General features: G+C 71.4%; 11 protein-coding genes and 1 riboswitch. Of the genes, 4 read left to right on the top strand and 7 right to left on the bottom strand.

The window, feature by feature from the left end; all coding sequences use genetic code 11:
* Positions 1 to 99: 99 nt before the first annotated feature.
* The 3 genes from AAW51_RS24140 to AAW51_RS24130 form a co-directional block, all read right to left on the bottom strand.
* On the bottom strand, positions 100 to 1596 hold the full coding sequence (locus AAW51_RS24140) for a CYTH and CHAD domain-containing protein (protein WP_047196663.1): 1497 nt from the start codon (positions 1594 to 1596) through the stop codon (positions 100 to 102).
* Positions 1597 to 1890: 294 nt separating this feature from the next.
* Entirely contained in the window at positions 1891 to 4506 is a 2616-nt protein-coding gene (locus tag AAW51_RS24135) for an ExeM/NucH family extracellular endonuclease (RefSeq protein ID WP_238947683.1), read from the bottom strand.
* A 264-nt stretch (positions 4507 to 4770) separates the two neighbouring features.
* Positions 4771 to 4971 (bottom strand): hypothetical protein, encoded by a 201-nt coding sequence (locus AAW51_RS24130; RefSeq protein ID WP_157360019.1) that lies wholly within the window; start codon positions 4969 to 4971, stop codon positions 4771 to 4773.
* Positions 4972 to 5223: 252 nt separating this feature from the next.
* Here AAW51_RS24130 and AAW51_RS24125 point away from each other — a divergent pair, with 252 nt between their 5' ends.
* Positions 5224 to 6321, top strand: coding sequence for a Na/Pi cotransporter family protein (locus tag AAW51_RS24125; protein WP_083438547.1), 1098 nt, complete (start codon positions 5224 to 5226; stop codon positions 6319 to 6321).
* A 17-nt stretch (positions 6322 to 6338) separates the two neighbouring features.
* On the opposite strand, the gene AAW51_RS24120 is transcribed toward AAW51_RS24125, so the two are convergent.
* The 4 genes from AAW51_RS24120 to AAW51_RS24105 all read right to left on the bottom strand — a co-directional run bounded on the left by AAW51_RS24120 (position 6339) and on the right by AAW51_RS24105 (position 10659).
* Positions 6339 to 6671 carry a branched-chain amino acid transporter permease gene (locus tag AAW51_RS24120; RefSeq protein WP_047196660.1) on the bottom strand — a complete coding sequence of 111 codons (333 nt, stop codon included), beginning with the start codon at positions 6669 to 6671 and terminating at the stop codon, positions 6339 to 6341.
* On the bottom strand, positions 6668 to 7393 hold the full coding sequence (locus AAW51_RS24115; RefSeq protein WP_047196659.1) for an AzlC family ABC transporter permease: 726 nt from the start codon (positions 7391 to 7393) through the stop codon (positions 6668 to 6670). Before AAW51_RS24115 ends, AAW51_RS24120 begins: the two co-directional genes overlap by 4 nt.
* A gap of 126 nt (positions 7394 to 7519) precedes the next feature.
* Complete coding sequence (fdhD, locus tag AAW51_RS24110) at positions 7520 to 8350, bottom strand: formate dehydrogenase accessory sulfurtransferase FdhD (protein ID WP_047196658.1); 831 nt, start codon at positions 8348 to 8350, stop codon at positions 7520 to 7522.
* On the bottom strand, positions 8347 to 10659 hold the full coding sequence (locus AAW51_RS24105; RefSeq protein WP_047196657.1) for an FdhF/YdeP family oxidoreductase: 2313 nt from the start codon (positions 10657 to 10659) through the stop codon (positions 8347 to 8349). Before AAW51_RS24105 ends, fdhD begins: the two co-directional genes overlap by 4 nt.
* Before the next feature lie 142 nt (positions 10660 to 10801).
* Positions 10802 to 11053: riboswitch (cobalamin riboswitch) on the top strand.
* A gap of 178 nt (positions 11054 to 11231) precedes the next feature.
* Between AAW51_RS24105 and AAW51_RS24095 the strand changes: the two genes are divergently transcribed.
* Genes AAW51_RS24095 through cobN form a run of 3 tightly spaced genes read left to right on the top strand, consistent with a single transcriptional unit; the run spans position 11232 to position 16088 of the window.
* Positions 11232 to 11699: a hypothetical protein gene (locus AAW51_RS24095; protein WP_047196655.1), complete on the top strand. Its 468-nt coding sequence runs from the start codon at positions 11232 to 11234 to the stop codon at positions 11697 to 11699.
* Positions 11700 to 11709: 10 nt separating this feature from the next.
* Positions 11710 to 12060, top strand: coding sequence for a DUF2149 domain-containing protein (locus AAW51_RS24090; protein ID WP_047196654.1), 351 nt, complete (start codon positions 11710 to 11712; stop codon positions 12058 to 12060).
* Complete coding sequence (gene cobN / locus AAW51_RS24085; protein ID WP_053013876.1) at positions 12057 to 16088, top strand: cobaltochelatase subunit CobN; 4032 nt, start codon at positions 12057 to 12059, stop codon at positions 16086 to 16088. The genes AAW51_RS24090 and cobN overlap by 4 nt, the downstream gene beginning before the upstream one ends.
* Positions 16089 to 16280: the final 192 nt, after the last annotated feature.

The following is a 16280-nucleotide window of genomic DNA, read 5'->3' as shown; positions in this document are numbered from 1 at the left end:
GGTTGTGTGGCCTCCGTGGGGATAAACCGGCGCCGTGGTGTCCGACCGTCAGGCACCACATCGCCCGGCGCGATGCGGTGCCTCGGGTTCGGGCGCCCGTCACTTCTTCCAGAAGCGCGGCGCGTCGTCCAGTTTGGCGAGCGCCTTGCGGCATTGCCGGGCCGTCACCTCCCGGCGTGCGGTGAGCCAGCCCACCGCAAACCACAAGCGCGGGTCCTGCGGCGCCGCCTCGTGGTATTTCTCGAGCGCCACCGCGTCGTCGTTGTGCAGGCCCAGCGCGTCCTGCGCCGGGCGCAGCTGCGACAGATAGTTTTCGACCGCCTTCTCGCCGAACAACGGCGCCACGAATTCGGCCAGGTAGCGCAAGCGCTTCAAACGCTTGCGCACCCGGTGCTGGCTCGGCACGTCCAGGCGCTCGAAGCGCCGGCCGTCGCGTACCACGTCGCGGTGCAGCTTTTTGATGCGATCGGCCGCGTCCTGCCGGGTTGCCTTGGGCGGCTCGACCTGCGCGTCCGGCGCGTCTTCACCCAGGCTGAATTCGATCAGTTCGAGCAGCACCTGCTGGAATTCGCTGGCCCGCACCACCTGCGTCGGCTCGGGCAGGGCCTCGGTCGGGGGCGGCAGCTCGATCGCCGGGGCGCCGGCAGCCTGCAGTTGCGGCCGCACCGCCTGCAGCACCGTCTCGCGGTCGCGCACCGCGCCGAGGTTGCGGAAGGCCTGCACCAACGGGCCTTCCCAGGCGGGGTTGACCTGCGGCGACAAGCCGCCGAGTTCGCGCAGCGCGGTGCGCAGCCGACGGATGCCGACGCGCAACTGGTGCACATGCTCGTCGGACGCGCCACCCGCTGCCACCTCGCTCGCATTCGGCAGGATCTGCTCGAGGCAGGCGCCGATCACGGCGCGCAGTTCGGCGACACGTGAACGCGGCGCCCGCTCGCGCGGCGGATGGGCTTTCACCGCCGGGCCGTGCGCCTCCCCCCGCGCCAGCTGCTCGCCGCGCTGCGCCTTGCTGATGGTGCTGAGCCACAGGCCGTGCTGCAGCGCCCAGCGCCGCGCCAGCTTGATCAGCGCCGCCGGGCTGCCCTTCTTCAGCTCCAGTTCCAGCTCGCGGATCGGCACTTCGCGGTCGGAGGCGACGATGCGGCCTTCGTCGAAGGCCAGCTCGACCAGCGTGCCGCCGGGCACCCGCAACAACCGCGTCTCGCGCCACACGTCAGTGGTGTAGAGCGGTTGCAGGGCCACCGGCGGTTCGTCGGGCGCCGTTTGCAGCGCCAGCCGCAGCCGCTCTCCGGCCGGGGTGCCGTCATGGCGTGCGATATCGATGTCGGGGATGCCGGCGCGCGGCGGTGTCGGCAGGTCCACCTCGTGTTCCAGGCGGTGCAGCGCGTGGTCGCCCGTGCCTTTCAAGGTTTGTTTCCAGACCCGGCCTTCCTTGCGCAGGCGCAGGGCCAGGCCCTGGCGGGCGAGCCGGGCGTCCGGCGTGTCGTAGTAGGTGGCCTGCAGGCGCACGCGGGGGGCTTCGCCCCGGCGCACCGCCGCGATCACCCGGTCCCGGCGCTCGGCCGGCACCTCGAATTTCAGTTCGAGTTCATCCATGGTGTCCACTCCCGTTGTACAGCCGTCTTCGTCCGACCCGTTCGGATGGGCACCGGTCATCAGACGCGGGCTGCTGCGGACACGGGCAAGCAAGTGGCGGTCCAGCGGTCGTGGGGGGATGGCGAAAGCGGCGGCGGCCGAGATTGTGCCGCCCCCTTGGGCGGAGGCGGGTGCAGTCGGACGGTTGCGCCGCTGCGGCGGCTGTTGCCAGCTGGGCTTGGCTTGCCGGTCGGCCGGCAGGCAGGCGGCGGCCCGGCCACAGGCGGTGCGGTCGCTGACCGCACCGCTGCGCGGTCAGCGACCGCCCAGTTCCAGGCCCAACAGCACCGGGTCGTGGTCCGACGAGCGGTACGGCGTCGGCGCGTACAGGTCTTGCGGCTTGAACTCGGTGTTGTAGTCGATCACCACCGGCTCGTCGGCATTGATGTGCCACTCCACCGCACGGCTCACCTGCGCCGACAGCGAGGCCGTCGCGAGGGCATGGTCGAGATAGCCGGCCTCACCGTCGAAGACATAGGAATAGCCCAGGCTGTTGAAGCGGGCAATCTGGTCGACCAGGCCGCCCTGGCGCAGCGTTTCGATCGGGTCTTCGCGGCCGTAGGCGTTCAGGTCGCCCAGCACCAGCACGTCCTCGTCGCGTGCCTGTGCCTTCACGCTGTCGATGAAGCGCAGCAGTTGCTGCGCCTGCCCGACACGCCGTGCGTTGAAGCAGCCCTGGCCGTCGCCGGCATCGGCGTCGGGCCCGCTGGCGCCCCCGCAACCCTTGGACTTGAAATGGTTGACGACCACCGAGAAGGTCTGGCCCTGCGGCGTGACGAACGCCTGCGCCAGCGGCGGGCGGTTGTGCACCGGGTGCGGGTCCGACAGCGCTGCACCCACGCGCGAGACCTTGACCGGCTTGTAGATCATCGCGACGCGGATCGCATCGGTGCCGACACCTTCGGCCGGGTCGGGGACCACGGCATAGGTGCCGGCGCCCAGGCGCGCGTTCAGCCCGTCGACCAGGTCTTGCAGCGCGGCGCCCTGGTCGCGCTGCATCTCGATCAAGCCCACCACGTCGGCGTCGAGGGCGGTCAGCGCGGCGAGGATTTTGTCGCGCTGGCGGGTGAACTCCAGCGCGCTGTCGGCGCCGCGGCAATCGCTGCGGGTGCCGCTCGGCAAACAGGCGGCGCCGGGCTGATCGACGGTCACGAAGTAGTTGAGCACGTTGAAGCTGGCCACCCTCAGCTTGCCGCCCACCGCGGGCGGCGCGGCAGTGCGGTCGTTGACACGTTCGATCACCGGCGGCTGCGTCGGGTGCAGCTTGTAGTCGCGCGGACCGGCTGCATCGGCGGTCGCCGGGCCGTGGTCGATCACACCGGTCAGACGGTGCAGCCGGTCGCCGGCGCGCACGGTCTGGTCGCGTCCCAGATAGGGCATCGGCGTCGGGTTCTGGGCCGCGCTGCCGTCGTCGAGCAGCAAGCGCCGCCGTGCGTTCGCCTCGTCGACGCGGCGCGCGGCCGCGGAGCCGGGCCGGAAGCGGTTGGTGGCCTTCTCGAGGCGGCCCTGGGCCGACAGGGTCAGCTGACCATAGCGGCCGAGAAAGTAGTTCTGCGACACGGTCATCGGCACCGCCAGACTGACCAACATGCCTTCATGTTGTTCCAGCTCGCCGTCGACCTTTTCCGGCAGTTGCACCGGGGTCGGCACTGGCGTGCGGCCGCGGCCCAGCACGGTCAGGTCGGTCACGTTCTTGAGCTGGGTGACGGTGTGGAACTCGTCGACCTCGGCACTCAGCTGCACCCGCTGACCGGGCGAGACGCTGGCGCCGGCGGGCACGTAGACGAACACGCCGTCGGAGCTGCGTCCGTCGCCGTCACCCCGTTCGTCCTGCAGGTAAAACCCCTTCAGGCCGGGGAACACGGCGGTCACGACACCCGCGGTCGTGACGCGCTGCCCGAGCAGCGGGCTGGCGTCGCCGGTGCCCTGGATCTGCGGAATGGGCGTCACGGCCGAGCGGCCGATCTGCACGTTGACGGTGCAGGAGGCCGTCTGGGCTTCGTTGTTGCCGAACCGCAGCTGCACCGCGTAGGCGCCGGCCGGCACGCTGCGCGCGACCTCCAGCACGGCGCCGGCGGTGCCGCCGTCGCCGGTTGCCGGGCTCACGTCGACCAGCGCGATGCCGGCACGGGCGCCCGATTCGAGGCGGATGGCGTTGACGATGCTGTCGGGGTCGGAGGCCGACACCGACACCGAGCCGCCCGCGCCGGTGCGCACGCTGAGGGCGGGGCAGTTCACGGCGATGGGCTGGTTGACCGCGCTGCCGCAGGTCTTGACCGGAGCGCGGGTGTTGCGCGGCGTGGGCACCGCGACGCTGAAGTCCGCGCTGTTGTCGCCGGCGTCGGTGCACCCGTCGGCACCGCGCAACGCCGCGGTGGTGCTGCTCAAGGCGGCGGTCGCGCGGCCTTCGGCGCAATCGGCGCTACCGAAGCCGACGAAGTCGGCGACGCTCGCGCCGCCGTTCGGGCAGGCGCCACTCAACGCGGTGGTGTTGCGCACCAGCGCCAGCTTGCCGGCGCTGGCCGACAGCGCGAGGCCGGCTTCGAGGTCGGGCGCCGGCAAGGCCTGTGTGCCGCCGCTGCCCTGGGCCAGCTGCACCAGGAAATACTGCCCGGGCTGCAGGCTGACGTCCGGCAAGGCCACGCTGTTGCCCCACTGGGTGCCCGTGCTCGAGGCGTACTGCAGCGACCATCCGCGCAGCGAGGCCGGCGCGGTGCCGCTGTTGAAGAGTTCGACGAAATCGTGGGTGAGGGTGGCGCCGGCATTGCCGCCACCACCGTAGACCTGGCTGATCACCACGTCGGCGCGTGCCGCTGGCAAGGCCAGGCAGGCGAGGGCGAGGGCGGCCGCCATCGGCCGGACTTCGAGCATCTGCATCTCCCTGTGTTCCCCGTCGAGGGGATGGTTGTGGATCTGGTTGCGCTGCTTGCCGCCGCACTATGCCTGGCGATGCGGGGTGCGCGGCCGGCACCCGGTGCATCGAGGCTGCACAGACGTCACGAGTCGTGTCGTCGAGGCGGGGGTCACGCGGTGCCGCGGGGAGCGTGCCGCAGGCGTGCGTCAAGAAGATGACGGGGCGGGAACCGGGCCCGTCATGGGCCGGCGACGGCCTCCGATCCGGGAGGAGGCCCAACCTCAGTCGAGCGAAGAGTCGTACAACTGGCCGGAATTCTGGATCTCGTCGTCGACCGCGTCCTCGGGTTCGTCACGGTTCTGGCGGTCGCGCCACAACTCGTTGGCCAGTTCCACGGCATCGAGGCGGTCGACGTCGGGGCATCGGGTTTGGTAGCGGCGTGCCGCGCGTTCCACCCAGTCCAATCGGGGTATCGCGTTCATTGGCGGTCCTGTCGAGTTGTCGTCGGGCCTCGGCGGGCTCACCCAGCGGCCAGAGGCCGGTCAAGCTATCGCCAGATCGAACTGTCGGCACGGGGTATGACGTTGTAATGACAGGCTGGACGCCCGGGGGGAACGACCCCACACCTTGCTCAGTCATGCGCCGTCGCGCCGACCGCACCGCATGCGCGGGTGTCTTCCAGCTGTCATCTGGCGCCACTACGGTGGCCCGAAGCTTGGCAAGGAGGCCGGACCATGAGGATGAGCTCGACACCCACACGGGCCGTTGTTTCCAGCCCCCGCACGCTGTTCGTGCAGGCCCTCGTCTTGCTCTCGAGCCCCGTGGCCCTGGCCGCGCCGGGGGGCAACGGCGACACCGAGGTCGACTGGCTGGGCATGGGCGCCACCTTCGCCGCCGGCCTCGCGGTGTTTCTGTGGAGCGTGCGTGCCCTGGCGATGTGCTTGCGGGACGTCGCGAGCGAGCGCGTCAAGGCGGTGTTGCACAAGAGCGCCGGCAACCGGCTGAAAGGCTTGCTGTCGGGCACTGCGGTGACCGTCGTGCTCGATTCGTCGTCCGCCACCATCATCTTGTTGATCGCTTTGGTCGATGCGCGCTTGATCGGTTTTGGCGCCAGCCTGCCGGTGATCCTCGGCAGCAACATCGGCACCACGTTCTCGAGTCAGGTGTTCGCCGTCAACAACGACCTCTACGCGCCCGCGCTGCTGCTCGCCGGCCTGCTGACGCTGGTGCTGGCCCGCGCCGACAAGGCCAAACGCTGGGGCGAAGTGGTGTTTTTGATCGGCCTGATCCTGTTCGCGCTCGGCACCCTGGGCGACGCGATGGCACCGCTCGCCGACCATGACGGCGTGAAGGCCTGGCTGCTCAGCTTCGCCCATCCGGCCACCGGCATCCTGGCCGGTGCCGCCGGCACCGTGGCGATCCAATCGTCGTCGGCCATGATGGCCATCGTGATTGCGTTGGCCAGCCAACAGCTGATCGGCCTGGACGCCGGGCTGGCCTTGATGTTGGGCGCCGAAATCGGGACCTGCGCCGACACCCTGGTCGCGGCCATCGGGCGCTCGGCCGCGGCCTTGCGCGCGGCGGCGTTCCACGTCGGCTTCAACATCGTCACCGCGGCGCTCGGGGTGGCCTTGCTGGCACCCTTGACGCAGCTGGCGCGCTGGTCGTCCAGCGACGTGGCGCACCAGATCGCCAACGCGCACGTCGCGTTCAACGTGATCGGCGCGCTGTTGTTCATCGGCTTTACCGGCACGGCCGCGCGCTGGTTGGAACGATGGGTCCCCGAGCGCCGGGCGCCTGCGGAGCGCTTGCGGCCGGCCGCCGACGTTTAGTGGCTTGCGCCGAGCCTTCAGCCGAACACCGGAACGTTTCTGAGCACCACGTACAAGGCGGTGCCGAAGAGGATGCTGGCGAGTGCCTGGCGCAGCCACAGCTGCAGCACGATCACGGCGGACGCGGCGATCAGTTCGGGCCAGGGGCCGGCCGGATTGGCACTGGCGCTGCCATGGAGCGTGTGCACCAGGAGCAGCGACATGATGGCGGGCGGAAGGAAGCGGCCCAGGCGCTCGACCAGCGGAAACCGCTTGAGCAAGTTCGCGCCGATGAACGGCACCGCGCGCAACAGCACGGTCACGCCGGCCATCCCGCACACCGCCAGGGCGGCGTATTCGCTGTCGATCATGTGCTGGCCTCCATGGACTTGTTGTTGTTGCTGCTGCTGCTGCGGGACAGGATGGCCGAGAGCACGACACAAAGGCCGATCGCCACGGCCAGTGCCTGCGACGGGGCGACCCACCGTGCGACACCATAGGACGCGAGTGCCAGCAGGATGGGCGCGGGCCTGCGGGTCGCGCGCCACTGTTCGGCCGTGAGCACGGCAAACAGCGCGGCCAGGCTGAAATCGATGCCGGTCAGCGCGGTCGGTGCTTGCAGGCCGATGGCTGCGCCCAGCAAGGTGCCCAGCACCCACCAGCCGTGGTTGAGCATCGCCACCGCGACCATGCGGGTCGACGAGGTGCCGGCCGGCAGCGTGGTGATGACCGAGTAGTTCTCGTCAGTGAGCGCCCAGATCAGGTACCAGCGCGCCAGCTTGCGCTGCGGCAGCTTGTCAAGCAGCGACAGGCCGTAGAACACATGCCGCAGGTTCACGATCAGCGTGGCCAGCACGATGGAGCCGAGCGGGGCGCCGGCGGCCAGCATCGGGATGGCCATGAACTGTGCTGCACCGGCAAACACCAGCAGGCTGGTCAGGGGCGCCATCCACCAGACGGCGCCGGCCTGCACCAGCAGGTAGCCGAACACGGCGCCGAGCGGAACGTAGCCCATCGCGACGGGAACCGACAGCGAGAGCGTCGACAGCCCGGCTGCGGGAGGGGCGTCTGTTTTGGGAGCGGGGAGGGACATGGAACGGATGTGGGGGGCGGATCGACTGGTGAGGCATGCGGCGCCGCGACGGGATGCGCACCCGGTGGCCGCGCGAGGCGCGTATGTTGCCATGGCACCCACGTCGACGCCGGGGCCGCCGGCCGGTTAACGCAGGGCAGCGGCGGTGCCGGTGTACTCCACCGCGCCCTCGTCCCGACAGAAACCGAACAGGCGCAGACCGCAGCGCGTTGCCAGGTCGACCGCCAGCGAGGTCGGCGCCGAGATCGCCGCCAGCGCCGGCAGACCCAACCGCGCGCATTTGCGCACCAGCTCGTAGCTGGCGCGGCTGCTGACGATGACGAAGCCGGGCCTCTGCAGCGCCGGGCCGTGCGCCAGCCGGCCGATCAATTTGTCGAGGGCGTTGTGGCGGCCCACGTCTTCGAGCACGTCGACCAGGCTGCCGTCGGGAAGCGACCAGCCGGCAGCATGGCAGGCGCCGGTGGCGGCGTTCAGCGGTTGGCGTTCGGCGAGTTGCGCAAAGGCCTGCAGCACCTGCTCGGCCTGCAGCCCATCGAGCCGGCGCTCGGCGGGCACCGGGGTGGGATCGAGGTCGAGTGCGGCCAGGCTTTCCACACCACACACACCACAACCGCTGCGGCCTTCCATCGTGCGGCGCTGGTGCTTCAGGCGCTCGAAGGCGCGGGTGGCGACCTGCAGCTGCACGTCGACACCGCGCGGGTGCGCCTGGACGTCGATGCCATAACACTGCGCCGGCGTTTCGATCACACCTTCGGACAGCGCGAAGCCGAGCGCGAAGGCCTCGAGGTCGGTCGGGGTCGCCATCATCACCGCATGGGCGACGCCGTTGAACGACAGCGCGACCGGCACTTCCGCCAGCACCGTATCGCTGGCCGCGCAGCGGTCGCCGCGCTGGCTGCGGACCACCGGCACCGTGCACAAGGCGTCGGGCGTCTCGGGCATGTCGTCGGGCTTCAAGACGCCGGCGCTCCCGGTTCGGCCTGGCCGACATGCCGGGTCAGCACCACCGGGATCGACTTGGACGCCGGCGTGCGCGCGCCTTCGGCGTGGCTCGCCAGCGGCACCAGCGTGTTGGTTTCGGGGTAGTAGCTGGCCAAACAGCCGCGCGGGATGTCGTACTCGACCAGCAGGAAACGCTCGGCGCGCCGCTCGACACCATCGCCGAACACGCTGGTCAGGTCGACCCATTCGCCGGGCGCCAGGCCCAGTGCCTGCAGGTCGTCGCGGTGGATGAACACGACACGCCGGTGGCCGAAGACGCCGCGGTAGCGGTCGTCCAGGCCATAGACCGTGGTGTTGTACTGGTCGTGCGCCCGCACGGTGGCGAGCGTGAAGACGCGCTGGCCAGCGGCCTCAGCCGGCGTGGTCTGCCGCGGCAGGGCATGGGCCATGAAGTGCGCCTTGCCCGAGCCGGTCAGCCAGACCCGCTCCGACGCGGTGTTGCGCAGCCGGAAGCCGCCGGGCGTGCGCACCCGGCGGTTGAAGTCGGCGAAGTCGTCGAAGACCTCGGCGATCTTGTCGCGGATGCGGTCGTAGTCTTCCACCAGCCAGCGCCACGGCGTCTTGCTGTGTGGCAGCACGGCGCTGGCCAGGCGGGCCACGATCATCGGCTCGGACAGCAGGTGCGGCGACGCCGGCGGATTGCGCCCGCTCGACAGGTGCACCATGCTCATCGAGTCTTCGACCGTGATGGCTTGCGGCGTGCCGTTCTGCAGGTCGAGTTCGGTGCGGCCGAGGCAGGGCAGCACCAGCGCTTCCCGGCCGTGCACCAGGTGGCTGCGGTTGAGCTTGGTCGACACATGCACCGTCAGGTCGCAGCGGCGCAGCGCGGCCTGGGTGAGGGTGGTGTCGGGTGTCGCCACAGCGAAATTGCCGCCCAGCGCGAAAAACACGCGCGCGTCGCCTCGCTGCATGGCCTCGATGGCCGCAATCGTGTCGTGGCCGGGCGCGCGGGGCGGCTCGAAGCCGAACACGGCGCCCAACCGGTCGAGGAACTGCGCCGACGGCTTCTCGTGGATGCCCATGGTGCGGTCGCCCTGCACGTTGCTGTGGCCGCGCACCGGGCAGACGCCGGCGCCGGGTCGGCCCAGGTTGCCGCGCAGCAGCAACAGATTGGTGATCATCTGCACCGTCGCCACCGCATGGCGGTGCTGCGTGATGCCCATGCCCCAGCAGGCGATGACCCGCGCGGCCCGTGCGTACGTGAGCGCGGCGGCGCGCAGTTGGTCGAGGCTCAGGCCCGAGGCTTCGGTCAGTGCGTCCCACGACTCGGCCCGCACGTCGGCTTCGAAGGCATCGAGGCCGTGGGTGTGCTCGGCGATGAAGTCGACGTCGAGCAACCGGGGCCGCCCTGCGGCGCGCGCGGCGTCGTCGAGTTCGAACAGCGCCTTGCACAGGCCCTTGACGGCCGCGAGGTCACCGCCGATGCGCAGCTGGAAGTAGTCGCTGCTGATCGGCGTTGAGCCGAGCGTGGCCATCTCGAGGGCGTTCTGCGGGTCGGCGAAGCGCTCCAGCCCGCGTTCACGCAGCGGGTTGAAGCTCAAGATGCGGGCGCCCCGGCGCGACGCGGCGCGCAGCTCGCCGAGCATGCGGGGGTGGTTGGTGCCGGGGTTCTGGCCAAAGATCAGGATCGCATCGGCCTGTTCGAAGTCGGCCAGCGTGACGCTGCCCTTGCCGACGCCGATGCTTTGCTTCAAGCCGGTGCCGCTCGGCTCGTGACACATGTTGGAGCAGTCGGGGAAGTTGTTGGTGCCGTACTCGCGCACCAACAGCTGGTACAGGAAGGCCGCCTCGTTGCTGGTGCGCCCCGAGGTGTAGAAGATCGCCTGGTCGGGGTGCGGCAGCGCCCGCAGGTGCGCGGCGATACGCTCGAAGGCGCTGTCCCAGCTGACCGCGTGGTAGCGGTCGGTGGCGGCGTCATAGGCCATCGGCTCGGTCAGGCGGCCCAGCGCTTCGAGGTCGTGGTCGGACCAGGCGGCCAGTTCGGCGACGCGGTGCTGCCCGATCAGTTCGGGCGTCGCGCGGCGCGACGTGGCCTCTGCGGCGACGGCTTTGACGCCGTTTTCGCAAAACTCGAAGGTCGAGGTGTGCTGGCGGTCGGGCCAGGCGCAGCCGGGGCAGTCGAAGCCGTCGGGCTGGTTGGCCGACAACAGCGTGCGCGTGCCCTTGGCGGCGATGCGGTGCTGCACCAGCTGGCGCGCGGCACTGCGCAGCGCGCCCCAGCCGCCGGCCGGGTAGGGATAGAACTCGATCTTGGGATCGCTCATTGGATAACCTTCGTGCTCGGCACCCCGGTGCGAGCCCCTGCGAGCCGCCTGGCCCTGGGGGCACCGGTGCCTCGCACGCACTGTAACGGGGTGAGGGCCAGGTTGTCATGGCCGTCGGCACTCGGCCGGACCGGGCGGCTGCGGTACATTCGCGGTCGTTGGTGCGCGTGCCGGCGGCTCTGCCGGCACCGTGAAACGGGAATCGGCAGGGCGCCGCGCGATGCTGCGCAGCCTCCAAGCCGAGCTGCCCCCGCAACGGTATGCGGACGAGCGGGTCGACCCTCAGGGTCTCGCGCTCGGTGCCTGTACGACGTCCACTGGGCCGAGCGTGGCCCGGGAAGGACTCGGGCACATGTCCGCCAGCCCGGAGACCGGCCAACAGGGGGCCACGCGCTGCGACTGATGCTGCTGCGTGGCTGCATGCGCCTGGGCTGCGGGGAAGCGGCCGGGCGGGTTGCCATCACGAGTTCCGCCATGTCCGAACGACCTTCCTGCTGCCAGGCCGGCCTGCTGCCGACCGCCTGGGCCTGCCTTGCCTGCCGGTTGCCGTCCCATCTCACCGGAGCGTGGCGATGATGCTCGAAGCCGGCATGGCGCAAGTGGCGCAATGGCTGTTGTGGCCGGTCTCGCTGGGGGTGCTGGCGTGCTTCGCGGCGGCGTTGTGGGCACTCGGCCGCACGCTGGCCGAAGCGTGGCAACGCTGGCGCGACCCGCGCTGGCGCTGTTTGCCGCAAGGCGACGAAGTCTCGCTCGATGCGCTCGAGCTGGCCGCGATGCGGCAGTTGGAGCCGATGCGGCTGCTGGCCCGCATGGCCCCCTTGCTGGGGCTGATCGCCACGATGATCCCACTCGGGCCGGCGCTCGCCGGCGTGGCCTCGGGCGACGGCGGCAGCACCTTGCTCGGCTTCGGCAATGCCTTCTCGGGCGTGGTGCTGGCGCTGGCCGCCGCCGCCATCGCGTTGGCGGTGCATTCGCTGCGCCGCCGCTGGCTGTTGAGCGAGTTGCACGCGGTGCGGCTGGCCCGCGGCCTGGCGCAGTGAGGGGGCGACGATGCGACGCCACAGCCTGCATCCGCTCGCCGACGAGGACGACGACCCGATGCTGTCGGCCGTCAACCTGGTCGACGTGTTCCTGATCGTCGTCGCGGCCCTGCTGGTGGCCCTGACCTTGCGCGCCGAGCGTGAGGCCGGCTCGACCGTCACGGTGATCCGCAACGCCGGCCGGCCCGACATGGAGATCGTCACGCGCGAGAACGGCCGCGAGGTGCGCTTGCGCGGTGATGGCACGGCCGGCGCGGGCAATGGCGTGCGCGCGGGCGTGGCCTACAAGCTCGACGATGGCAGTGTCATCTACGTACCCGAGCCGGCGGCCTCGTCGTCGCCTGCCGGGTCCACCCCTTGAGCGCCTGGCGGCGCGCTTGCGCGCTGCTGCTGCTGACGGCGCTGCTGCTGTGCGTCGCCCCGGCCCTGTTGGCGCGACCGCTGCTGCTGTGGGTGACGAGCGACGTGACGCCGACCACCCGCAGCGCCTTGCTGGCCAGCGCCGCGGCCGACGCGGGCTTCGAGTGGCGGCATGTCGAGTTCGGCCTGCGCCCGGGTGACGACCGGGCCGCCCGGCAGGCGCTGCAGGCGGGCCTCGACGAGGCCGAGTGGGTGTGGGTCGACGTGCCGCATGCGACGGTGCGGGCGCGCCTCGAGGCGCTGCTGGGGCCCGAGCAGGTGGCACGCTTCGAGGCGCGGCGCCCCGACCGCCTGCTGTACACCGACACGGCCGACGGCGACACGCCGGCCGGGCGTATCGCGGCCTATTTGCGAGCCGGTGGCGCCCGCCAGTCGGCACACGCCTTCACGCTGGCAAAGGCCGCCTTGCAGGGCGGGGCGTTGCCGGTGTTGCCGCCGCCGCAACCCTTGCCAGCACGGGCGCTGTACCACCCGCGTGCGCCGGGGCTGTTTTCGGATGCCGGCGCACTGGCCCGCTGGCAGGCCGGCGAGGGCAGGGCACGCGGCGCGCCGGTCGTGCTGCTGGTGCACCGGCACCATTTCGTCGACGGCAGCACCGGCTGGCTGGACCGCTGGCTGCAGTGGTTCGAAGCAGCCGGCTTCGCGCCCTATGCGGCCTACAGCCAGTCGCTCGACGCGCCGGCTTTGAGCGCTTTGCTGGAGGTCGACGGGCGGCTGCATGCGCGTGTGGTGGTGACGCACCAGTTGCTGACCCCCGGCGCCGCGCTGCAACCGCTGTTCCAGCGCTGGGACGTGCCGGTGCTCGCGACGCTGCCTTACCGCAGCGGGTCGATCGCCGCCTGGCAGGCCGACAGCGGCGGGCTCGCCACCACCGACGTGCCGTTCTACCTGGCACAGCCCGAGGCCGCCGGCGCCGTTGACCCGCTGCTGGTCGCGGCGCAAGGCCACCCGCGCGAGGGGCTGTCGCTGATCGAGCCCCAGGCGCGCGCGGTGGTGGCCAAGGCGGCCCGCTGGCTGGCGCTGCGCGACACGCCCAATGCCGACAAGCGGCTGGTTGCGATGGTCTACAACTACCCGGCCGGCGCCACCAACTTCGGCGCCTCCTTCCTCAACGTGCCGCGCAGCCTGGAAGTGGTGAGCGGCGCCTTGGCGCAGGCCGGGTATCGCACGCAGGCGGTGCCGGAGGCCGTCTGGATCGAGCGACTCAAACCTTTGCTGGCGGCCTACTACGAGGGTGCAGACCTGCATGCCTTGCTGGCGCAGGATGCCGCCGCCGCGCTGCCGCTGGCCGACTACCGCGCCTGGTTCGACCGGCTGCCGCCGCGCGTGCGCGAGCGCATCGAAGCGCAATGGGGCCCGCCCGAGCGCAGCCGCTATGTGGTGCAGCAGGGCGGGCAGCCAGTGTTCGTGATCCCGCGCCTGCAGATCGGGCACCTGACCGTGATGCCGCAGCCGCCGCGCGAGGAGACGCTGAAGTACCGCCAGCAGCCGTTCTCGCACCGCAACCGGGTGGCCCTGTCGCACCACTACCTGGCCGTCTACCTGTGGGCGCGCCAATCGCATGCCCTGGTGCACTTCGGCACCCACGGCACGCAGGAGTGGGCCGATGGCAAGCTGCGCGGCCTGGACGTGCACGACGATGCGTTGTTGCCGCTGGCCGATGTGCCGGTCGTCTACCCCTACATCGTCGACAACCTCGGCGAAGCGCTGACCGCCAAGCGTCGCGGCCGGGCCACGCTGGTCAGCCACCGCACGCCCTCGTTCGCCCCGGCCGGCTTCAACGCCCGCATGGCGCACCTGCACGAGCTGATGCACGAGTGGGAGACGGCCGGCGACGGCCCCACCAAGGCCGCCCTCGAAGCCGCGCTGCTGGCCCAGTTCGTCGAGCAGCAGCTGCACCGCGACCTGGGCTGGAGCGCCGAGCGCATCGGCCACGACTTCGCCGGCTTCATCGAGCAGCTGCATCCCTGGCTGGACCGGCTGGCGCAGTCGTCGCAGCCGCAGGGGCTGGCGGTGTTCGGCCGGGTGCCCGAGCCGTCTGCGCGCCGCACGACGATCTTGCAGGCGCTGCGCCAGCCGTTGATCGAGGCGCTGGGCGAGGACATCGACGAGGCGTTTCTGATCGACCACCGCGGTGTCGCCGACTCACGGCCCGCGCGCTGGCTCGACGTCGCCCTGCAAGACGCGGAGGCCGCCGCTCAGCTCGACCTGCGCCCGCCCGAACCGCAGGGCCCGGTGCCCAACCGCGCCGCGCGCCGGCCGATCGACACAGCAGCCTTGCGCGACCTCGCGCTGCGCGCCCAGGCCCTCGAACGGCTGCTCGCGACCGAAAACGAGCTGCCGGGGCTGCTGCGCGCGCTGGAAGGGCGCTTTCTGCCGGCCGCCTACGGCGGCGACCCGATCCGCAACCCCGACAGCCTGCCCACCGGCCGCAACCTGACCGGGCTGGACCCGAGCCGCTTGCCCACCCGCCATGCCTGGCAGACGGCGCAGCGCTTGTTCGACGACTGGTTGGCGGCCTGGCGACGCGAGCACGGCGATGTGGTGCCGCAACGCATCGCACTGTCGCTGTGGGCCGGCGAGACCTTGCGCCACCAAGGCGTGCAGGAGGCCCAGGCCCTCGCCGCCCTCGGCGTCGAACCCGTGTGGGACCACAGCGGCCGACCCACGGGGCTGCGGGTGATTCCGCAGGCCGAGTTGAAGCGCCCGCGGGTGGACGTGCTGCTGTCGATCAGCGGCTCCTACCGCGACCAGTTCCCGGCCTTGATGGCCTTGGTCGACAAGGCGGTGGCGGCGGTCAGCACGGCCGAGCCCGAGGGTGTGGTGGCCGAGGCCAGCCGGGCGGTGGCGCGCGAGCTGGCCCGCAACGGCGTCGCCGCTGACGCGGCCGAACGGCTGGGCCGGGTGCGCGTGTTCGGCAACACGCCGGGCGACTACGGCACCGGCATCGCCGAGGCGGTGCAGTCCGACGGTGTGGCCCGCCAGGACGCGCGCCTGGGCGGGTTGTTCCTACAGCGGATGAGCCAGCCGTTTCTCGACGGCAACCCGGTGGGCGAGGCGGGGGCGGACCCGGTGGCCCGTCCGGACGTGTTGGCGGCCCACCTGCGTCGCACTGATGCGGCGCTGCTGTCGCGCAGTTCCCACCTCTACGGCATGCTGACCTCGGACGACCCGTTCCAGTACCTCGGGGGCCTGGCCGCCGCCGCGCGCAGCGCCGGCCGTCGCGAGGGCCTGGCGCTGTACGTGAACCAGATCGAGGACAGCGGCGAGCCGCACACGCAGAGCGCAGCGCGCGGCATCGCGCTAGAGATGCAGAGCCGCTACCTGCACCCCGGCTGGCTGGCGGCCCAGCGCGCCGAAGGTTATGCCGGCAGCTTGCAGGTGGTGAAGGCGGTGCAGTTCGCCTGGGGCTGGCAGCAGGTCGATGCGGGCAGCGTGCGCGACGACCACTGGCAGGGGTTTTACGACGTCCTGGTGCGTGACCGCCACGGGCTCGGCGTGCCCGAGTGGCTGCGGGCCCACCCGCAAGCCTATGCGCAGGCGCTGGAGCGGCTGGCGCAGGCCGAACGCCAGGGGTACTGGCGTCCCGATCCGACGGTACGGCGTACGTTGGCCGCACTGTTGCAGACGCTGTCGGGACAGGCGCCGCGGCCGGACGCCTCGGTCGAGGTGCAGCGATGGACCGCGACCGCGCTGCAAACGCCTGCGAGGCCGGCGGCCGCCGCGGCACGAGAGGCCGAGGCGGTGCCCCGTGTTCGGAGGGACGTCTCGCCGCCCGCGCCTGTGGTGGCAGCTCCCGAGCCACGCGGCATCCGGCTGCGGCCCGTGATGCCTGCTCCGCGCGCCAACGCGGTGGTGCAGCGACTGGCACAGGCCTGGCTCGCCGCCGCGGTCGCAGCGCTGGTGCTGGGCGGGGCGGCTTGGCAGTTGCGAAGTTCGAGGATGCCACCCCGCATGGCAGGGCTGTGAAACGGGCGCGTCGCACAGCGGCGTCGCGTGGCTGCCCGGGTCGGGGCGGGCTCAGACGGTGGTGGCAGAGGTGAGAGGCCCTGGCACCGGCGTGACGCACGGCGTCGTCACGTGGCCAGGGGGCCGTCACACGGCGCAGGCGCTCGCCGGTACGGCAAGAGGGCTTGCAGACGAGACCTCCGGCCGTGCCGG

It is taken from the genome of Caldimonas brevitalea (genome assembly GCF_001017435.1).
GTDB lineage: Bacteria > Pseudomonadota > Gammaproteobacteria > Burkholderiales > Burkholderiaceae_C > Caldimonas > Caldimonas brevitalea.
The sequence above is the reverse complement of the archived record's forward strand: the minus strand, read 5'-3'. Positions and strand labels throughout refer to the sequence as shown.

Excerpts from the sequence above, each read along its gene's own strand:
- AAW51_RS24105 (WP_047196657.1), bottom strand. The coding sequence starts at position 10,659 with ATGAGCGATCCCAAGATCGAGTTCTATCCCTACCCGGCCGGCGGCTGG.
- AAW51_RS24095 (WP_047196655.1), top strand. The coding sequence starts at position 11,232 with ATGATGCTCGAAGCCGGCATGGCGCAAGTGGCGCAATGGCTGTTGTGG.
- AAW51_RS24125 (WP_083438547.1), top strand. The coding sequence starts at position 5,224 with ATGAGGATGAGCTCGACACCCACACGGGCCGTTGTTTCCAGCCCCCGC.
- AAW51_RS24130 (WP_157360019.1), bottom strand. The coding sequence starts at position 4,971 with ATGAACGCGATACCCCGATTGGACTGGGTGGAACGCGCGGCACGCCGC.
- AAW51_RS24135 (WP_238947683.1), bottom strand. The coding sequence starts at position 4,506 with ATGCTCGAAGTCCGGCCGATGGCGGCCGCCCTCGCCCTCGCCTGCCTG.
- AAW51_RS24120 (WP_047196660.1), bottom strand. The coding sequence starts at position 6,671 with ATGATCGACAGCGAATACGCCGCCCTGGCGGTGTGCGGGATGGCCGGC.
- AAW51_RS24140 (WP_047196663.1), bottom strand. The coding sequence starts at position 1,596 with ATGGATGAACTCGAACTGAAATTCGAGGTGCCGGCCGAGCGCCGGGAC.
- AAW51_RS24090 (WP_047196654.1), top strand. The coding sequence starts at position 11,710 with ATGCGACGCCACAGCCTGCATCCGCTCGCCGACGAGGACGACGACCCG.
- AAW51_RS24115 (WP_047196659.1), bottom strand. The coding sequence starts at position 7,393 with ATGTCCCTCCCCGCTCCCAAAACAGACGCCCCTCCCGCAGCCGGGCTG.